The organism is Amycolatopsis sp. YIM 10 (genome assembly GCF_009429145.1).
Taxonomy (GTDB): domain Bacteria; phylum Actinomycetota; class Actinomycetes; order Mycobacteriales; family Pseudonocardiaceae; genus Amycolatopsis.
In genome coordinates, this window is the sequence record NZ_CP045480.1 from 2751541 (window position 1) to 2767806 (window position 16266).

Sequence of the window (16266 nt, forward strand, 5' to 3'; positions counted from 1 at the left end):
TGCTGATGCGGTGCCCGTTCTGCCGTCACGCCGACTCGCGCGTGGTCGACTCGCGTGAAGTGGACGAGGGGCAGGCGATCCGCCGCCGCCGGTCGTGCTCCGAGTGCGGTCGCCGGTTCACCACCTCCGAGACGATGGTGCTCGCCGTGGTGAAGCGGTCCGGGGTGACCGAGCAGTTCAGCCGGGACAAGGTGGTGCGGGGAGTGCGCCGCGCCTGCCAGGGCCGCCCCGTCGACGACGACGATCTCCAGCAGCTGGCGCAGCGGGTCGAGGAATCGATCCGGTCGGCCGGGCTGGCGGAGATCCCGAGTCACGAGGTCGGCCTCGCCATTCTCGGCCCGCTCCGCGAGCTCGACGAGGTCGCCTACCTCCGCTTCGCCAGCGTCTACCGCTCGTTCTCCTCGGTCGAGGACTTCGAGAAGGAGATCGCGGACCTTCGCCAGGCAATAGCCGGTAGCGAAGAGAGCGCGAACGACGAGTAAGGCTCGCCGTTCCGTGCCGGAACGAGGGAGTGCCCATGACCGAAACCGTGGGGACCGGCGCGGACGCCGTTGAGCAACGGCAGCCCGGCCGGCTCGGCATCCGCCGCGTGTTCACCACCGAGGGCGTGCACCCGTACGCCGAGGTGGAGTGGGAACAGCGCGACGTCGTGATGACGAACTGGCGCGACGGCACGGTGAACTTCGAGCAGCGCGGCGTGGAGTTCCCCGCCTTCTGGTCGGTGAACGCCACCAACATCGTGACCAGCAAGTACTTCCGCGGCGCGGTCGGCACACCGCAGCGCGAGCGGAGCCTGAAGCAGCTGATCGACCGAGTGGTCGGCGCCTACGTCCGAGCCGGCGTCGAACACGGCTACTTCGCCACCCCCGCCGATGCGGAGATCTTCGAGCACGAACTCACCTGGATGCTGCTGCACCAGGTGTTCAGCTTCAACTCCCCGGTCTGGTTCAACGTCGGAACCGCCTCGAAGCAGCAAGTCTCGGCGTGCCTGCCGTACCACGCCCTGGTCAGCACACCGTCCGGGCTGGTGCCCATCGGGGAACTGGTGGACACCGACGCGGTCGGGGCGAAGGTCTACGACGGGCACGGTGTCACCGGCGTGGTGGCCACCAAGGCCAACGGCCGCAAGAACGTCCACCGGGTGCACACCAAGGCCGGGTACACACTGGACGTCACCGCCGATCACCTGGTCTGGAAGGCGGCGAGCGCCACCGGCGGCGAGTTCGTCGAAGCGGGCACGCTGCGCCCGGGGGACCAGCTCGAGTGGCATCGGGTCCGCTCGTTCGGCGAACGGGAGATCGATCAGCGCGAGATCGCCGAAGCGGCGCTGGCGGGGTGGCTGCAGTCGGACGGGTTCGTCGGACGCAACGAGGGGACGAACAGGTCGCTGACCATCGAGGCGATGACCGTCAACGACGAGGAACTCGCCTGGGTGACCGATGCGCTCGACCGCGTGTTCCCGGGAGCGCACCGCCACGAACGTTCGGTGGTGACCAAGGACGAGGGGCTGGACTGCCGCCGCACCCGGCTGTACGGCAACCATCTCCAGTCCTTTGTGGATCATTGGAGCCTGCTCACCCGGGGTGCGGCCATGACGGTCCCGGCGCACCTGTACACCGCACCGCTGCCCGTGGTGGCCGCGTACCTGCGGAGCCTGTTCCAGGCTGAGGGTTACGTCTCGGATCGTGAACGGTCCACTTTGGTCGGCATGGACATGATCTGCGAGCAACTGGTCCGCGGCGTGCAGAACCTCCTGCTGCGCTTCGGCATCTTCTCGCGGGTGGCGAAGAAGGCGGATCCCCGCCCGAACCGGCACGGTTGCTGGTCGCTGCGGATACAGAACCGGGGTGACCGGGAGATCTTCGCCGCGGAGATCGGCTTCGTCGACGAGCGCAAGTCGGCGAAGCTCGAGGCGAGCCTGGAACGGCCGGGCCGGCCCGCCAAGCCGACCAAGCGGCTGGAGATCGAGTGCATCGAGGACCTCGGGCCGATGGAGGTCTACGACATCCAGACCGACAGCGGGGAATTCCTCGCCGGGAACCTCCGCGTGCACAACTGTTTCATCCTCGCCGTGGATGACTCGATGGAGTCGATTCTGAACTGGTACCGGGAAGAGGGGCTGATCTTCAAGGGCGGTTCCGGCGCCGGGTTGAATCTGTCGCGCATTCGGTCGTCGAAGGAGCTGCTGTCCTCCGGTGGCACGGCCTCCGGGCCGGTCTCGTTCATGCGGGGCGCCGACGCGTCGGCGGGCACCATCAAGTCCGGCGGGGCAACGCGCCGGGCGGCCAAGATGGTGGTGCTCGACGTCGACCATCCCGACGTCGAGGAGTTCATCGAGACCAAGGCCAGGGAAGAGCAGAAGATCCGCGTCCTGCGCGACGCCGGATTCGACATGGACCTTTCCGGCTCCGACATCTCCTCGGTGCAGTACCAGAACGCCAACAACTCGGTGCGTGTCTCCGACGAGTTCATGCAGGCGGTCGAGTCCGACAGCGCGTTCGGCCTGCGCGCCAGGCAGACCGGCGAGGTGATCAGTGAGGTCGAGGCCAAGAAGCTGTTCCGCGCGATGGCGCAGGCGGCGTGGGAGTGCGCCGACCCCGGGATCCAGTACGACGACACCATCAACGACTGGCACACCTGCCCCGAATCCGGCCGGATCACCGCGTCCAACCCGTGCTCGGAGTACATGCACCTGGACAACTCCAGCTGCAACCTGGCCTCGCTGAACCTGCTGAAGTTCCTCGGCGAGGACGGCACCTTCGACGCGCGCCGGTTCGCCCGCGCGGTCGAGTTCGTGATCACCGCGATGGACATCTCGATCTGCTTCGCCGACTTCCCGACCGAGGCGATCGGCGACACCACGCGGAAGTTCCGGCAGCTCGGCATCGGTTACGCCAATCTGGGCGCGCTGCTGATGGCGATGGGCCACGCCTACGACTCCGACGGCGGCCGCGCGCTCGCGGCGTCGATCACCTCGCTGATGACGGGCGTTTCGTACCGCCGTTCCGCCGAACTCGCCGGCGTCGTCGGCCCGTACGAGGGGTACGCGCGCAACGCCGAAGCGCACCAGCGCGTGATGCGCAAGCACGCCGCGGCGAACGAACTCATCCGCACCTACCACGCCATCGACGCCGCCGTGCGCAAGCTCGCCTCCGAGGAATGGCACCGCGGCATCAAAATCGGCACCGAACACGGCTGGCGCAACGCGCAGGCGAGTGTGCTGGCGCCGACCGGGTGCCTGACCGCCGAAACCCTGGTGACCACCGATCGCGGGCTCGCCAGGCTCTCCGAACTCGGCGACCTGTACGGCGACAGGTGGCAGGACGTCGATTTCACCGTGGCGACCGACGAGGGACCGCGGCGGGCGACCAGGTTCTTCGTCAACGGCGAGGAACCGACCCGGCGCCTGGTCACCGCGGGTGGGTACCGGATCCAGGGCACGCTGGCCCACCGGGTGAAGGTGGTCGAGAACGGCACCTGGGTGTGGAAGCGGCTCGCCGACGTGCGTTCCGGTGACGTGCTCCCGCTCCAGTTGGGTGGGCTGGTCGGCGAACCGCGCCGCGTGCCGATGCCGGTGCTGGACCAGGCCTGCTACGCGGGCGACCGGAACGCCGTGGTGCCCGGCTTCGTCGATGAGGACCTGGCCGAGCTGGTCGGCTACTTCATGGGCGACGGCAGCCTGCACGCGAAGGGATTGAGGTTCCGCGTGGCGGACACCGATCTCGACGTGGTCGAGCGGCTTCGCGTGCTGTGCAAGGGATTGTTCGACATCGAAGCCGCGGTCCGTCCCGCGGCCGGTTACCAGGAGGTGGCGATCGACTCGGTGCGTCTCGCCCGCTGGTGGAAGGCCGCCGGTTTCGCCAAGGACCTGCCCGGGGCCGATCACACGGGCAAGGGCTGGACGCCACGGATCCCCGCCGCGATTCGCGAGACGAACGACGTCACCGTGTACGCCGCGTTCCTGCGGGGGGTGTTCGAAGCGGACGGTACGGTCACCGAAGGCGTGCCGGGTTTGAGCACCGCCTCGGAGACCTTCGCCGAGGACATCCGCTCGATGCTGCTGACGCTGCGCCTGGCCACGACCACCCGCGAGACCACCAGCGGCTGGGATGGTGCCCGATACCAGGTTCGGTTGCGCAACGTCGACCACGCGCTGACCTTCGACGAGGTGATCGGTTTCATCGGCGAGCGCAAGTCGCGCGCGCTGGTGGCGCTGGAACCCCGCTCCGCGAAGGACGACTTGCGCGATCAGCCCGGCTACCTCTTCGAGACCGTGGCGGTCAACGAGGACGGCGGGGTGCAGCCGACCTACGACCTGTCCGTGCCGGAGAACGTCACCTACGTCGCGAACGGCTTTGTCAGCCACAACACCATCGGCTTCATGATGGACTGCGACACGACCGGCATCGAGCCGGACTTTTCGCTGGTGAAGTTCAAGAAGCTGGTCGGCGGCGGGTCGATGCAGATCGTGAACCAGACGGTGCCGCGGGCGCTTTCCGTGCTGGGGTACCAGGGCGAGCAGGCCGAGGCCATCGTCGAGTTCATCGCGCAGCACGGGCACGTGGTGGACGCGCCGGGGCTGCGGCCCGAGCACTACGACGTGTTCGACTGCGCGGTCGGCGAGCGGTCCATCGCGGCGATGGGCCACGTGCGCATGATGGCCGCGGTGCAGCCGTTCCTGTCCGGCGCCATTTCCAAGACGGTCAACATGCCGGAGTCGGCGACCGTCGCCGACGTCGAGGAGATCTACTTCCAGGGCTGGAAACTCGGCCTGAAGGCACTGGCGATCTACCGCGACAACTGCAAGGTCGGCCAGCCGCTGTCCACCGCCAAGAAGAAGGAAGAGCCCGCCGAGGTGGCCAAGGTGGAGTACCGCCCGGTCCGCAAGCGGCTGCCGAAGAAACGCCCCAGCCAGACCGTTTCGTTCACCGTCGGCGGCGCCGAGGGCTACCTGCACGCCGGGTCGTATCCGGACGACGGGCTCGGCGAGATCTTCATCAAGCTCGGCAAGCAGGGCTCCACCCTGGCCGGAGTGATGGACGCCTTCTCCATGTCGATCTCGGTCGGCCTGCAGTACGGGATCCCGCTGGAGTTCTACATCTCGAAGTTCTCCAACCTGCGCTTCGAACCGGCCGGCATGACCGACGACCCGGACGTCCGGATCGCCACCAGCGTGCTCGACTACCTCTTCCGGCGGCTCGCCTTGGACTACCTGCCGTACGAGAAGCGTTCGCAACTCGGCATCTTCACCGCCGAGGAACGCGCCTCGCAGGTCGACGCCGACTACGGCGCGTCCACCGCGGAGCCGCCACGGGTCGATCTCGACGAGTTGCGCAGCAGCGTCTATTCGTCAGAGGCCGACGCCGAACCGGAGGTCGAAGGGGAACGCCAGGCGCAGACCTCAGCGGAGCTGATGGAACTGCACCTCGGCAAGGTCGCCGACGCGCCGCTGTGCATGACGTGTGGCACGAAGATGCGCCCGGCCGGCTCGTGCTATGCGTGCGAAGGATGTGGGGCCACCTCGGGCTGCAGCTGACCTCCACAGGATCTCCACACACCTTCCACCGAACCTCCCGGTGGATTCGGCCAACGTGCTTCCCGCGCCGACCGTCTCAAGAGGCGTAAGGAAAGGAGTGGCATGTTGAGCGAATTCACCGGGTGGGTCGAGCACTTCGAGGCCGAAGCCGAGCGCCGGCGACAACGGCAGGATCCACAGTGGACGGACGGCGCCGAGCTGACGGCGGCCGTGGTGCGCAGTGTGCAGCGCTTCCAGGTGGGCGAGGCGGGTGACGGCGCGAACCTGATCGCCAAGGCCGAAGCCGCCGGGGACGAGGCGTACGCCAAGGCGGTGCGCATGTTCGTCGACGAGGAACGCAACCACGCGCGGCTACTGGAGAACCTCCTGCGAGCGGCCAACGCGAAGACCATCGGCGGCCACTGGACCGACGCGGTCTTCGTGCGACTGAGGCGGGCGCTCGGGCTGCGCCTGGAGCTGATGGTGCTGATGATCGCCGAGGTGGTCGCGTTGCGGTACTACCGCGCGCTCCGCGACGGCACGTCGGACCCGCTGACCACCGAGGTCGCCGGGCGCATTCTCGCCGACGAGGAGCGTCACGTGCCGTTCCACCTGCGTCGCCTCGCGGCGGCGTTCGCGCCCTTGCCGCCGGTGGTGCGTCTCCTGGTGCACGGGGTGTGGCGGGTGCTGCTGTTCGGCGCGGTGGTGACCGTCTCCTACGACCACGGCCCCGCGCTGCGCCAGTTCGGCCTGACGCGGCGCGGGTTCGTGGCCGACGTGCTCAGGATCTGGTCACGGACGGCGGAAATCCATGATCCAGTTGGTCTCCCAGACCGCGCCGTCGGCTGAGAAAGCCTGCTCCCAGCGCGGGGTACCGGTGGTGACGCCGGTCCAGATGAACCGCACCTGGACCGGCTTGCCGTCGTGCTCGTCCTCGCCGTGGAACTCGCCGCGCCCGTTGACGAATCGCCCGGTCACCGGCGGCGCCAGCTTGCCATCGCGGCTGTTGACCCAGTAGATCGACCAGTCGCCGGTGGCCGGGTCGAGCAACCGCAGCGACAGGCCGGTCCAGCCCTGGTCCGGCATGGTGATCTCGTCCAGGTTCGCCGCGCCGCCGAACAGCTGCCACGCCCGGGTGTGCCCGTCGAACTCGGTCCAGGTGGTGCTGCCGGTGAGCGGGCTGGTCAGCCGCCGGTTGGCCACGAGCCACTCGCCGGTGAAAAAATCGAAGGACATGGAGCACCTTTCTGCTTCGGAGTACGGCGCTCATCCTCACCGGTGATCACTGACACCTTCTGTCAGTGAAGTTGTCACATCCGGACGGGCTACGAGGTCCATCGGGAAACACCGACAGGGAGGGAAGGCGATGAGTCCGATCGTGGTGACCGGTGGCACCGGCCAGCTGGGCAGGCAGGTGGTACGGGCCCTGCTCGACGCCGGGCGTGAGGCGGTGGTGCTGAGCAGGCGGGAACGGCCGGTGGCCGACGGCAGCCGGTTCGTGGCGGTGGATCTGCGCACCGGTGCCGGTCTTGGCGAAGCACTGTCCGGAGTGGACACCGTGGTGCACTGCGCCTCCACGCTCACCGGCGGGGACGAGCAGGCGGCGGAGAAGCTGTTCGGCGCGGCGAAGCGGGCCGGGGTGGCGCACCTGGTCAACGTCTCGATCGTCGGCGTGGACCGCATTCCGCTGCCGTACTACAAGACCAAGCTCGCGGTGGAGCGGCAGCTGGAGGCGTCCGGGCTCGGCTACACGACGCTGCGCGCGACCCAGTTCCACGACCTGATCCAGTTCTTCTTCGCGATTCTGGGACGGTCGCCGGTCGTTCCGGTGCCGTCGATCCGCTTCCAGCCTGTCGACACGCGGGACGTGGCCGTGCGGCTGGCGGAACTCGCGCTCGCTGAGCCCGCCGGGCGCGTTCCGGACTTCGGCGGTCCGGAGGTCCGGGACGCGAAGAGCCTGGCGCGGGCCTATTTCACCGCCACGGGCCGTCGGCGGCTGCTCGTTCCGCTCCGGATGCCCGGGCAGGTCATGGCGGGGTTCCGACGCGGGGAGAACCTGGTCGGCGACCGGTTCGACGGGCGGATCACCTTCGAGGAGTTCCTGGCCGAGCGCGCCACCCGGCGGCCGAGCCGGTTCACTGATGCCGGTGGTAGTGGCGGCTGACCCGCGCGCGGTTGCCGCAGGACGGTTTGCACCACGCCTGCCGGGGGTGGTCCTGCACGAAGTAGCGCACGCAGCGCGGTGCCGGGCAGGCCCGCAGGCGCTCGCGGTCCGGTCCGCTGAGGAACTCGATGCCCGCCTTCGCCAGTTCCGCGAGGAGCAGGGCGGCCGGATCGGCGGGAACGGGCTGGTACCGCATCCGCCCGCCGGGCCAGTCCAGCTCCGGCACGCGCGGCACCGCGGCGGCCGCTTCGTTGAGCTGCCGCGCCGCCGTCGCCGGGTCCAGCAGCCGGCCGGCGTCGGCCTTGCTCGCCGGGCCGGGGCGCACCGCGTCGGCGAACAGAGAGCGGAGCGCCTTGCGCAACCCGAGCACGGACTCCCGCACCTGCTCGTCGACGGGCACTTCGGGCAGGTCGTGCTCGCGCAGCCAGTCCGCCAGTCCGTCGACGCTGTCCAGCAGGTCGCACCCGTAGCGCACGGTGGTGGCGAATTCCAGGGCGAGCATGGCACCGATCCTAATGCACCTGGCTCTTGCTCTCATTAGCGCGCTCGGCTAACTTCCTAACGGACGATGAACCTCCAACCATTAGGAAGGTGGCTGGATGCGCGAACTCCTGCGCGAGCTGCCGTCGCTGGCCGGGCCGTTGCCGGGGTTCGACCCCGCGGGTGCTCCCGATGACCCGTTCGCGTTGTTCACCGACTGGCTGCGCGCGGCGATCGAGGCGGGCGTCCGCGAACCCCACGCGATGACGTTGTCCACTGTGGACGGCGAGGGGCGGCCGTCGGCGCGGGTGCTCATCCTCAAGGACCTCACCGCGGAGGGCTTCCAGTTCGCGTTCGGCTCGGCCGGGCGCAAGGGGAAGGAACTGGCGAACACCCCGTGGGCGGCGCTGACCTTCTACTGGGCGCCGTTGGGCAGGCAGGTGCGCGTGCGCGGCCGGGCCGAATCCACTGGCGGGGACCTCGGTGCGCGTGATTTCCTCGCCAGGAGCGAGACCTCCCGCGCGGTGGCGCTGCTCGGCCGCCAGAGCACCCCGCTGGCCGACTCCGCCGAATTGGAGACGGCGCTGGCGGCCGCGCGCGAACGCGTCCGGCAGGAGCCGGGCCTGGTCGCGCCGGACTGGTCGGTCGGCACCGTGGTGCCCGACGAAATCGAGTTCTGGCAAGGAAATGAGCAGCGTCGCCACGTCCGGCTGAACTACCGTCGGACGGCCGGGACCTGGACGAAGGAGTTGTTGTGGCCGTAAGCGAACTGCGCGCGAACATCACCGCCGGGCACGAACGCCTGGCGAAGCGGCTCGCCGAGCTGACCGACGACGAGGCGCGCGGCCCGTCGGCGCTGCCGGGCTGGACGCGCGGTCACGTGCTCACCCATCTGGAGAACCTCGGGCGCGCGTTCCGTCGTCAGGCCGAATACGCCTTGGCGGGCAAGACGATCGAGGTCTACGACGGCGGGCGAGCCGGTCGCGATGCCGGGATCGAGGCAGGGGCGGGACGAGCGGCTGCCGAACTGCGCGAGGGTGTGCTCGGCTCGATCCAGGGCCTGGAAGAGATCTGGGACCGGGTGCCCGAGGACGGCTGGCAGCGCCCGGTCCGCTACCGCGAAAGTTCTTTGCTGGACACGGTTTTCTGCTGGTGGCGTGAGCTGGAGATCCACTTCGCGGACGCCGATCTCGGGTACCGGCCGGACGACTGGAGCCCCGAGTTCTGCGCGCACGCGCTCGAATTCCTCGCCCCACGCGCTCCCGAAGGCGTCCGGCTGGTGCTGAAGCCGGCCGACGACCCGCGGGAATGGGCATGGGGGAGCGGGCCGGAGGTCGAGGCACGTGGCAGGCTCACCGAGCTGACCGCGTGGATGGCGGGCCGGCGTGTCGACAAATCACTTCCCGAACTCGCCCCGTGGCCGTGAGGTCATCGCGCGGTAGGCCGGTCGCAGCAGTTCGGTGACCGTCCTGCCGTCGACGGACAGGGCGAGCGGGTCCAGCTGGTCGAGCACCGAGGTGGTCGCGCCACTGGTCACCGGGATCTCGGTTCGCTTGCCCCAGAAGGAATCCAGCTCGTCGGCCAGCGTGGCCGGGCCGCCTTCCCGCCCGGCCGCGTGGGTGCGCAACGCGCGCAGCCGGTCCAGCAGTTCCTCGCGTGTGCGCCCGCGCCAGGCGAGATAGGTGAACGGATCGGCGTCGAAGGAGTCCGCGAGCACCTGGCAGGCCGCGGCGAGGTGGCGGCACGGCACCTCCCAGCCGGGGCAGGAACAGTCCATTGTCACTTCCCGCAGGCTCCGCGGGAACAGGCTCAGCCCCAGTTTCGCGAACACGCCTTCGAGATCGGCGGGAAGTTCACCGGCGAGCAGTTTGGCCGCGAACACCGCCTGGGTGGCCAGTTCCTGCTCGATCCGCGCCCAGTCCGCCGAATCGAAGGCCTTGACCGCGATCCGCGCGCGGTGCGGATCGGGCCCGGAATCGCGAACCTGCGCGGTGACCACGCTGGTCGACACCGAAAGGCTCAGCACGTGCCCGGCGCGCGCGGACCGCTGCCCGCTGGTGCGATAGGCGCCGAGTCCGAGCCCGTCGAGCGTCTCCAGGAACCGCCGGGACCACCAGCTCATGGCCCCTCCAGTGCGAGCAGTTCGCGCAGGCCTTCGGTGGACAGCTCGGTGAGCCAGTGCTCCCCGGCGCCGACCACCAGCCGCGCCAGCGACGCCTTCTCGGTCAGTATCCGGTCGATCTTCTCCTCCAGCGTGCCCGCGCAGGCGAACTTGCGGACCTGCACGTCACGCCGCTGCCCGATGCGGAAGGCGCGGTCGGTGGCCTGGTCCTCGACCGCGGGGTTCCACCAGCGGTCGATGTGCACCACGTGGTTGGCCGCGGTCAGGTTCAGCCCGGTGCCGCCCGCCTTGAGCGAGAGCAGGAACAGCGACGGCCCGCCGGGGGACTGGAACCGCTCGACCAGCCGGTCGCGCTCGGGCTGGCTGGTGCCGCCGTGCAGGAACAGCACCTCGGTGTCGAACCGCTCGGACAGGTACGGCACCAGCATCGCGCCGAACTGGGCGAACTGGGTGAAGCAGAGCGCCTTGTCACCCTCGGCCAGCACCTCTTCGAGGATTTCTTCCAGCCGGGCCAGTTTCCCGGACCGCCCGGCGAGGTCCGAGCCGTCGCCGAGGAAGTGCGCGGGGTGGTTGCACACCTGCTTCAGCTTGGACATGGTCGCCAGCACGAGCCCCTTGCGCTTGATCTCCCGCGCCTGGCCGATCTGGTCCAGCATGTCGTCGACCACCGCGCGGTAGAGCGTCACCTGCTCGGGGGTGAGCGTGCAGAGCTGCTTGAACTCCAGGCGTTCCGGCAGGTCGTCGAGCACCGTGGGATCGGTTTTCAGGCGCCGCAGCACAAACGGGCCGGTGGCGCGGCGCAGGCGGGCGGCGGCTTCGTGGTCGTCGTGGCGTTCGATCGGCACGGAGAACCGCGCGCGGAAGGTGTTGGCGGTGTCCAGGAAACCCGGGTTCAGGAAGTCCATTATGGACCAGAGTTCGGCGAGCCGGTTCTCCACCGGCGTGCCGGTCAGCGCCACCCGGTGGCGAGCCTTGAAGCCGCGAACCGCTTTCGCCTGCTGCGAGGCGCTGTTCTTGATGTTCTGCGCCTCGTCGAGCACCACGCGGTCCCACTCGACCTCGTTCAGCGATTCGGCGTCCCTTGCCGCGAGCGCGTAGGTGGTGATCACCAGGTCGTGCTCGGCCGCGGCGGTGACCACCGACCGCCGGTCGGCGCCGTGGTGGAGGTGCACACGCAGGTCCGGGGTGAACCGCGCGGCCTCCCGCTGCCAGTTCCCGACCACCGTCATCGGGCAGACGAGCAGCGTCGGCGGTCGTGGGGAGTCCTTGCGGCACAAGGCTTCCAGCGCGAGCAGCTGGACGGTCTTGCCGAGGCCCATGTCGTCGGCGAGGCAGGCACCGAGACCCAGTTCGTCCAGGAACGCCAGCCAGGCGAGCCCGCGCCGCTGGTACGGCCGGAGCCTGCCGTGGAAACCGGGTGGGGTGTCGGCACGTTCGACGAAGCGGTCCGCTTTGCCGCCGAGCAGGTCGCCGAACCGCCCGTCGCCGGTGACCTCCGAAACCGGCAGCGGGGCCTTGCTCGCGCCGAGGTGCCGGATCGCCTGGCTCACCGTCATCTCACCGCGGCGCTCGGTTTTCAGGAAGGCCAGCCCGGCGGCGAGTCCGCGCTGGTCGATGCGGGTCCACTGACCGCGCAGCCGGACCAGCGGCACCTTCGCGGCGGCGAGCGAGGCCAGTTCGGCTTCGGACAGCCGCTGTCCGCCGACCGACAGCTCCCATCGGTAGTCGACGAGCTGCTTGAGGTCGAGCGGCCGGTCCCGCGAGACCACGCCGGTGGCCGGCTTGCTCTGCGTTTCGAGCCGGAGCGCGACGTCGCCGGGACGGCGCCAGGACTTCGGCAGCAGCACGCCGTAGCCGGCTTCGTCGAGCGCCGGGGCCTGGGTGAGGAAGTCGTAGGCGCCTTCCGCGTCGAGTTCGAGCCCGGCCGGGTGCGCTTCGGCGAGTGCGTCGTCGAGGCGCCGGAAGAGGCGGCTGGCGCGGCCGAGTTCGGTCAGCAGCAGCTCCTGCGGGCGGTGGATCCACCGGCTGAGCACGTCGTGCTGACCGGACCGCCACACCTGGCTCGCCGGGATCAGCACGGACGGGTCCTCGACCGCCTGGAGCAGGAACTCCAGCCGCCAGTCCTCCTTCTCGTTCTGCTCCGGGGACAGCAGGCGGAAGCCGAGCCGGACAGCGGCGTCGTGCGCGGCGCTCGCGTGCCAGGCGTCGATCCGGTCGCGCAGTTCGTGGGCTTCGCGCCGGTCGGCCTCGAACTCGGGGTCACCGGTGAGCGCGCCCAGCCAGGCCGCGACCGCGCCGGAGCCGGTGGCCAGTTCCAGCCCGTCCAGCCGGGTGCGGACCTCGTGGTCGACCAGTGCGTCGAGCAGCGAGCGGAGCACCTCGGTGGCCGTCCGGCCGTCGGTGTCCTCCGGCCGCACGGGCTGGGCACGGCAGACCGGCGGCATCGCGGCGGCCAGCTTGGCGAACCGCGCGGAGTCCACACCGGACAGTGCGGGCCGCCACCGCGCGCGCAGCCCGCCGACCCCGGTGCGCAGGCCCGGCAGCACGCGTCCGCGGTCGGCCAGGTCCGCGGCGAAGGCGGTCACCTGGCGCAGGTAGTGCGGGGAGGTGCCGAGGCGGACCTGGGCCTCGGTGAGCCTGCCGAGCACGCCGGCGGCGGCGCCGGGGGAGAGCACGACGGCGGGCACGAGCCACGGCTCCAGCCGGTCGCCGGTCGCCGGAGCGGGCTCGGCCAGCGGGTCGCGGACCAGCTCGGGCGAGGCGACCGGTCCGTCGCCGGTCGACGGCAGCAGCAGCGGAACGACCTCCGCGCGACCCTCCGGCACCAGCCGCGACAGGTCCTCCACGGCGAACGGGTGCGCCACCGCGGCGCCGGGCAGCGGACCGCTCACCGTGGCCGGGAGCGCCGAGTCCTCGGCCCACAACGCGACGTCACCGGCCGCGGTGCCCAGGCCGTGCAGGACCAACACCCCCTCCACGCTAGCCGAGCTTGACCCTCCCGCTACGTCAAGGTGCACGGTGTCGGCCATGCCCACTCGACGCGACTTCATGAAAGGCGGTGCCGCCGTGGCAGGCGGCCTGCTCGCCAGCACCGGAACGGCCGCCGCGAGCGACACCGGAACGGCCGCCGCGGGCGCGCCGCTGGTGCTCACCGGCGCCACCCTGATCGACGGCACCGGCGGCAGGCCCCGTCGTGACAGCACGATCGCGCTGGTCGGCGACCGGATCGTGGCGGTCGGCTCGGTCACCCGCACCGGCGCGCGGGTGATCGACCTGCGCGGCAAGTTCGTCATCCCCGGTCTCTGGGACATGCACGTGCACACCGTTCCGCTGGATGAGATCTACCCGCCGTTGTACGTGGTCAACGGGGTGACCGGGATCCGCGAGATGTACGGCTACTTCCACCCGCAGCTGCCCGAGCTGCGCGACCGCATCGAACGCGGGGTGGTCACCGGGCCGCGCATGGTGATCGCGAGCAACCTCATCGACGGGCCGCATTCGGTGCACGGGCCGACCGGTGCGGTGACGGTGAGCACCCCGGACGAGGCCCGCGCGGCCGTGCGCACGATGAAGGAGCAGGGGGCGGACTTCATCAAGGTGTACTCGATGCTGTCGGAGGAGGCCCTGCACGCGATCGCCGAGGAATCGCGGCGCGTCGGCCTCCGGTTCGCCGGGCACGTGCCGGAGCGGATGTCCGCGCTGGACGCCGCCGACGCCGGTCAGCACAGCATGGAGCACCTTTTCGGCTTCTTCACGGCGACTTCGACGACGGAAGCCGAACTGCGCGAGCGCCTCGCCGCGACGCCGATCGATCCGGCGAATCCGCAGGCCTGGTACACCGTGGTCCGTGCGCTGGAACGGGAAGGGGCCGCGACGTACGACCGCCGCCGCGCGCGGCGGCTGTTCGATCGGTTGCGGCGCAACGGCACCTACGCGTCGCCGACGCTGAGCGTGCTGCGCGCGCTTTCCCTGCCCGCGAGCGCGTTCGACCGGAACGACCCGCGCCTGCGCTACCTGCCGAAGACGATCACCGACTACTGGTGGCTTCAGGTCGAGCACACCGCGCCGTCCACCCCGGCGGAGATCGAGGAGCACCGCCGGTTCTTCGAGGCGGAGCTGGAGATGACCGGTGAGCTGCACCGCGCGGGCGTGCCGGTGCTGGCCGGGACCGACTCGAACAACGCTTTCTGCTTCCCGGGTTTCTCGCTGCACGACGAACTCGCGCTGCTCGTGCGGGCGGGGCTCCCGCCGATGCGCGCGCTCCAGTCCGCGACCCGCGACGCCGCGCGTTTCCTGGGCAGGCAAAGCACTTCGGGCACGGTCGAACCGGGCAAGGTGGCCGATCTGGTGGTGCTGGACGAAGATCCGCTCGCCGACATCACGAACACGAGCCGGATCCACGCGGTGGTGCACCGCGGCCGGTACCTCGGGCCGGACGAGCGCACGCGGCTGCTGGCGGACATCGAGAAGGCCGCGGCCGAACAGCAGTTCCCGGAACCGCCCGTGTCCGGATGCGGCTGCCGCGGGTAATACGCTCGGGCCATGACGGAGGCCCGGCAGGAAGCGCTGCGCGCGGTGGAGAGCAGCCTCGACCGGCCCTCCGCCGCGCGCGTCTACGACTACTTCATCGGCGGCGACACCCACTACGCGATCGACCGTGAGTTCGCCGAGAAGGTGCGCGAGCGGATGCCGCTGATGGGCGAGTACTGCCGCACCAGCAGGCTGTTCCTCGGCCGGGCCGTGCGGTACTGCGTGGAGCGCGGCATCCGGCAGTTCGTCGACATCGGGTCCGGCCTGCCGACCGCGGGCAACGTGCACGACGTGGCCGACGAGGCGCGTCCCGAAGGCGACGTGCGGGTGGTCTACGTCGACAACGAGGCGATCGCGCTGGCCCATTCGACGTTGCTGCTGGCCGACACCGCCGACCCCGACCGGCACCAGGCCATCGCCGCCGACCTGCTGGACCCGGACGACCTGTGGCTCCAGGTCCGGCGCACCGGGCTGATCGACCTCGACCGGCCGGTCGGGCTGGTGGTCAACGCGGTGCTGCACTTCATCAAGGACGAGCAGGAGCCGGAGCGCGTGCTGCGGGACTACCGCCGCCGCCTCGCGCCGGGCTCGCTGCTGGTGCTTTCGCAGATGACGAACGAGAACCCGCGGAACGAGGACGAGCGGCAGGCGCTGGCCGACATCGTCGCGTACTACGAGACCACCACGAACCCGGGGCAGTTGCGCACCATCGACGAGTTCCGCCGGTTCTTCGGCGACTGGGAGCTGGAGCCGCCGGGCCTGGTCTACGCGCCCGCGTGGCACCCGGACGGCGACACGCTCTTCGCCGACCGGCCGTCGGCCTCACGCGTGATCGGCGGCATCGGCCGTAAGCGTTCGTAGCGCCAGCTCGCGCAGGTTCCGCTTGAGCCGGTCCAGGCCGACGCCGCGTTCTCGCTGGTAGCGGAACAGCTCCGGAGCCAGTGGCGCGAGCATCGTGTCGACCAGTCCGTCGGGATCGGGGAGCCCGGCCTCGGTCAGCAGGGCGTGTGTGTGCACGCGCCAGAATCCGTAGGCGCCGGTGCCGAAGCGCTGGTGCCCGATCTCGCTGCCCAGCACCAGGTGCCCGTGCGCGGCGAGCAGGTCGAGCATCGCGGCGTAGAAGGCGGCCAGCCGCTCGGCGGGTGGGGCGCCGGGACCGAGCGGCGGATCACCGCGCAGCAGTTGCTCCTGGAGTTTCCGCTCGTGCTCGTCCAGCAGGGCGACGGCGATCGCCGCGCGGTCGGGGTAGCGCCGGTAGAGCGTGCCCCGGCCGACCCCGGCCGCCTTCGCGATGTCGTCCATCGTGACGTTCTCGGCGCCCCGGTCGGCGAACAGCGCCTCGGCGGCCTGTAGCACCTTGGCGCGGTTCCTGGCGGCGTCCGCCCGTTCACGCGTGCTCACCCCATGAACTGTAGTGGACAACGTGTCCACTTCGCGCGTACGGTCTAACGAAGT

13 protein-coding genes are annotated in these 16266 nt (G+C 70.2%); 8 read left to right on the plus strand and 5 right to left on the minus strand.

Going from position 1 to position 16266, the window contains the following annotated elements:
* Positions 1-5: 5 nt before the first annotated feature.
* The 3 genes from nrdR (at position 6) to YIM_RS13535 (ending at position 6364) form a co-directional block, all read left to right on the plus strand.
* Positions 6-482, plus strand: a complete 477-nt coding sequence (gene nrdR, locus YIM_RS13525) for a transcriptional regulator NrdR (RefSeq protein ID WP_153030696.1) — start codon at positions 6-8, stop codon at positions 480-482.
* 35 nt (positions 483-517) lie between these two features.
* A complete protein-coding gene (locus tag YIM_RS13530) occupies positions 518-5536 on the plus strand; it encodes an adenosylcobalamin-dependent ribonucleoside-diphosphate reductase (RefSeq protein WP_153030697.1) in 5019 nt (1672 codons plus the stop codon).
* 102 nt (positions 5537-5638) lie between these two features.
* Positions 5639-6364: a ferritin-like domain-containing protein gene (locus YIM_RS13535; protein ID WP_153030698.1), complete on the plus strand. Its 726-nt coding sequence runs from the start codon at positions 5639-5641 to the stop codon at positions 6362-6364.
* Here the strand turns inward: YIM_RS13535 and YIM_RS13540 are convergent.
* The gene (locus YIM_RS13540) at positions 6308-6751 is read right to left on the minus strand and encodes a hypothetical protein (protein WP_153030699.1); all 444 of its coding nucleotides are present in this window, start codon (positions 6749-6751) and stop codon (positions 6308-6310) included. The two genes, YIM_RS13535 and YIM_RS13540, sit on opposite strands and share 57 nt — an antisense overlap.
* A 130-nt stretch (positions 6752-6881) precedes the next feature.
* Here YIM_RS13540 and YIM_RS13545 point away from each other — a divergent pair, with 130 nt between their 5' ends.
* Entirely contained in the window at positions 6882-7679 is a 798-nt protein-coding gene (locus YIM_RS13545; RefSeq protein ID WP_153030700.1) for an SDR family oxidoreductase, read from the plus strand.
* Here YIM_RS13545 and YIM_RS13550 read toward each other — a convergent pair.
* Positions 7651-8181 carry an ABATE domain-containing protein gene (locus YIM_RS13550; RefSeq protein WP_153030701.1) on the minus strand — a complete coding sequence of 177 codons (531 nt, stop codon included), beginning with the start codon at positions 8179-8181 and terminating at the stop codon, positions 7651-7653. The genes YIM_RS13545 and YIM_RS13550 overlap by 29 nt on opposite strands.
* 97 nt (positions 8182-8278) lie before the next feature.
* On the opposite strand from YIM_RS13550, the gene YIM_RS13555 reads away from it, so the two are divergent.
* On the plus strand, positions 8279-8923 hold the full coding sequence (locus YIM_RS13555) for a pyridoxal 5'-phosphate synthase (protein WP_153030702.1): 645 nt from the start codon (positions 8279-8281) through the stop codon (positions 8921-8923).
* Positions 8914-9585, plus strand: a complete 672-nt coding sequence (locus YIM_RS13560; RefSeq protein WP_228004706.1) for a maleylpyruvate isomerase family mycothiol-dependent enzyme — start codon at positions 8914-8916, stop codon at positions 9583-9585. Before YIM_RS13555 ends, YIM_RS13560 begins: the two co-directional genes overlap by 10 nt.
* Here the strand turns inward: YIM_RS13560 and YIM_RS13565 are convergent.
* Both YIM_RS13565 and YIM_RS13570 read right to left on the minus strand, forming a co-directional pair.
* On the minus strand, positions 9556-10281 hold the full coding sequence (locus YIM_RS13565) for an SWIM zinc finger family protein (protein WP_153030704.1): 726 nt from the start codon (positions 10279-10281) through the stop codon (positions 9556-9558). The two genes, YIM_RS13560 and YIM_RS13565, sit on opposite strands and share 30 nt — an antisense overlap.
* Entirely contained in the window at positions 10278-13250 is a 2973-nt protein-coding gene (locus tag YIM_RS13570; protein ID WP_153030705.1) for a DEAD/DEAH box helicase, read from the minus strand. The genes YIM_RS13565 and YIM_RS13570 overlap by 4 nt, the downstream gene beginning before the upstream one ends.
* Positions 13251-13308: 58 nt before the next feature.
* Here YIM_RS13570 and YIM_RS13575 point away from each other — a divergent pair, with 58 nt between their 5' ends.
* Entirely contained in the window at positions 13309-14811 is a 1503-nt protein-coding gene (locus YIM_RS13575; protein WP_153030706.1) for an amidohydrolase family protein, read from the plus strand.
* A gap of 12 nt (positions 14812-14823) precedes the next feature.
* Positions 14824-15672, plus strand: a complete 849-nt coding sequence (locus YIM_RS13580) for an SAM-dependent methyltransferase (protein ID WP_153030707.1) — start codon at positions 14824-14826, stop codon at positions 15670-15672.
* On the opposite strand, the gene YIM_RS13585 is transcribed toward YIM_RS13580, so the two are convergent.
* Positions 15634-16212, minus strand: coding sequence for a TetR/AcrR family transcriptional regulator (locus YIM_RS13585; RefSeq protein ID WP_228004707.1), 579 nt, complete (start codon positions 16210-16212; stop codon positions 15634-15636). The genes YIM_RS13580 and YIM_RS13585 overlap by 39 nt on opposite strands.
* Positions 16213-16266: the final 54 nt, after the last annotated feature.

Bases quoted from the DNA above. Each gene is read 5' to 3' on its own strand.
- YIM_RS13540 (WP_153030699.1), bottom strand. From the start codon at position 6,751: ATGTCCTTCGATTTTTTCACCGGCGAGTGGCTCGTGGCCAACCGGCGG.
- YIM_RS13530 (WP_153030697.1), top strand. From the start codon at position 518: ATGACCGAAACCGTGGGGACCGGCGCGGACGCCGTTGAGCAACGGCAG.
- YIM_RS13580 (WP_153030707.1), top strand. From the start codon at position 14,824: ATGACGGAGGCCCGGCAGGAAGCGCTGCGCGCGGTGGAGAGCAGCCTC.
- YIM_RS13545 (WP_153030700.1), top strand. From the start codon at position 6,882: ATGAGTCCGATCGTGGTGACCGGTGGCACCGGCCAGCTGGGCAGGCAG.
- nrdR (WP_153030696.1), top strand. From the start codon at position 6: ATGCGGTGCCCGTTCTGCCGTCACGCCGACTCGCGCGTGGTCGACTCG.
- YIM_RS13550 (WP_153030701.1), bottom strand. From the start codon at position 8,181: ATGCTCGCCCTGGAATTCGCCACCACCGTGCGCTACGGGTGCGACCTG.
- YIM_RS13575 (WP_153030706.1), top strand. From the start codon at position 13,309: ATGCCCACTCGACGCGACTTCATGAAAGGCGGTGCCGCCGTGGCAGGC.
- YIM_RS13565 (WP_153030704.1), bottom strand. From the start codon at position 10,281: ATGAGCTGGTGGTCCCGGCGGTTCCTGGAGACGCTCGACGGGCTCGGA.
- YIM_RS13535 (WP_153030698.1), top strand. From the start codon at position 5,639: ATGTTGAGCGAATTCACCGGGTGGGTCGAGCACTTCGAGGCCGAAGCC.
- YIM_RS13555 (WP_153030702.1), top strand. From the start codon at position 8,279: ATGCGCGAACTCCTGCGCGAGCTGCCGTCGCTGGCCGGGCCGTTGCCG.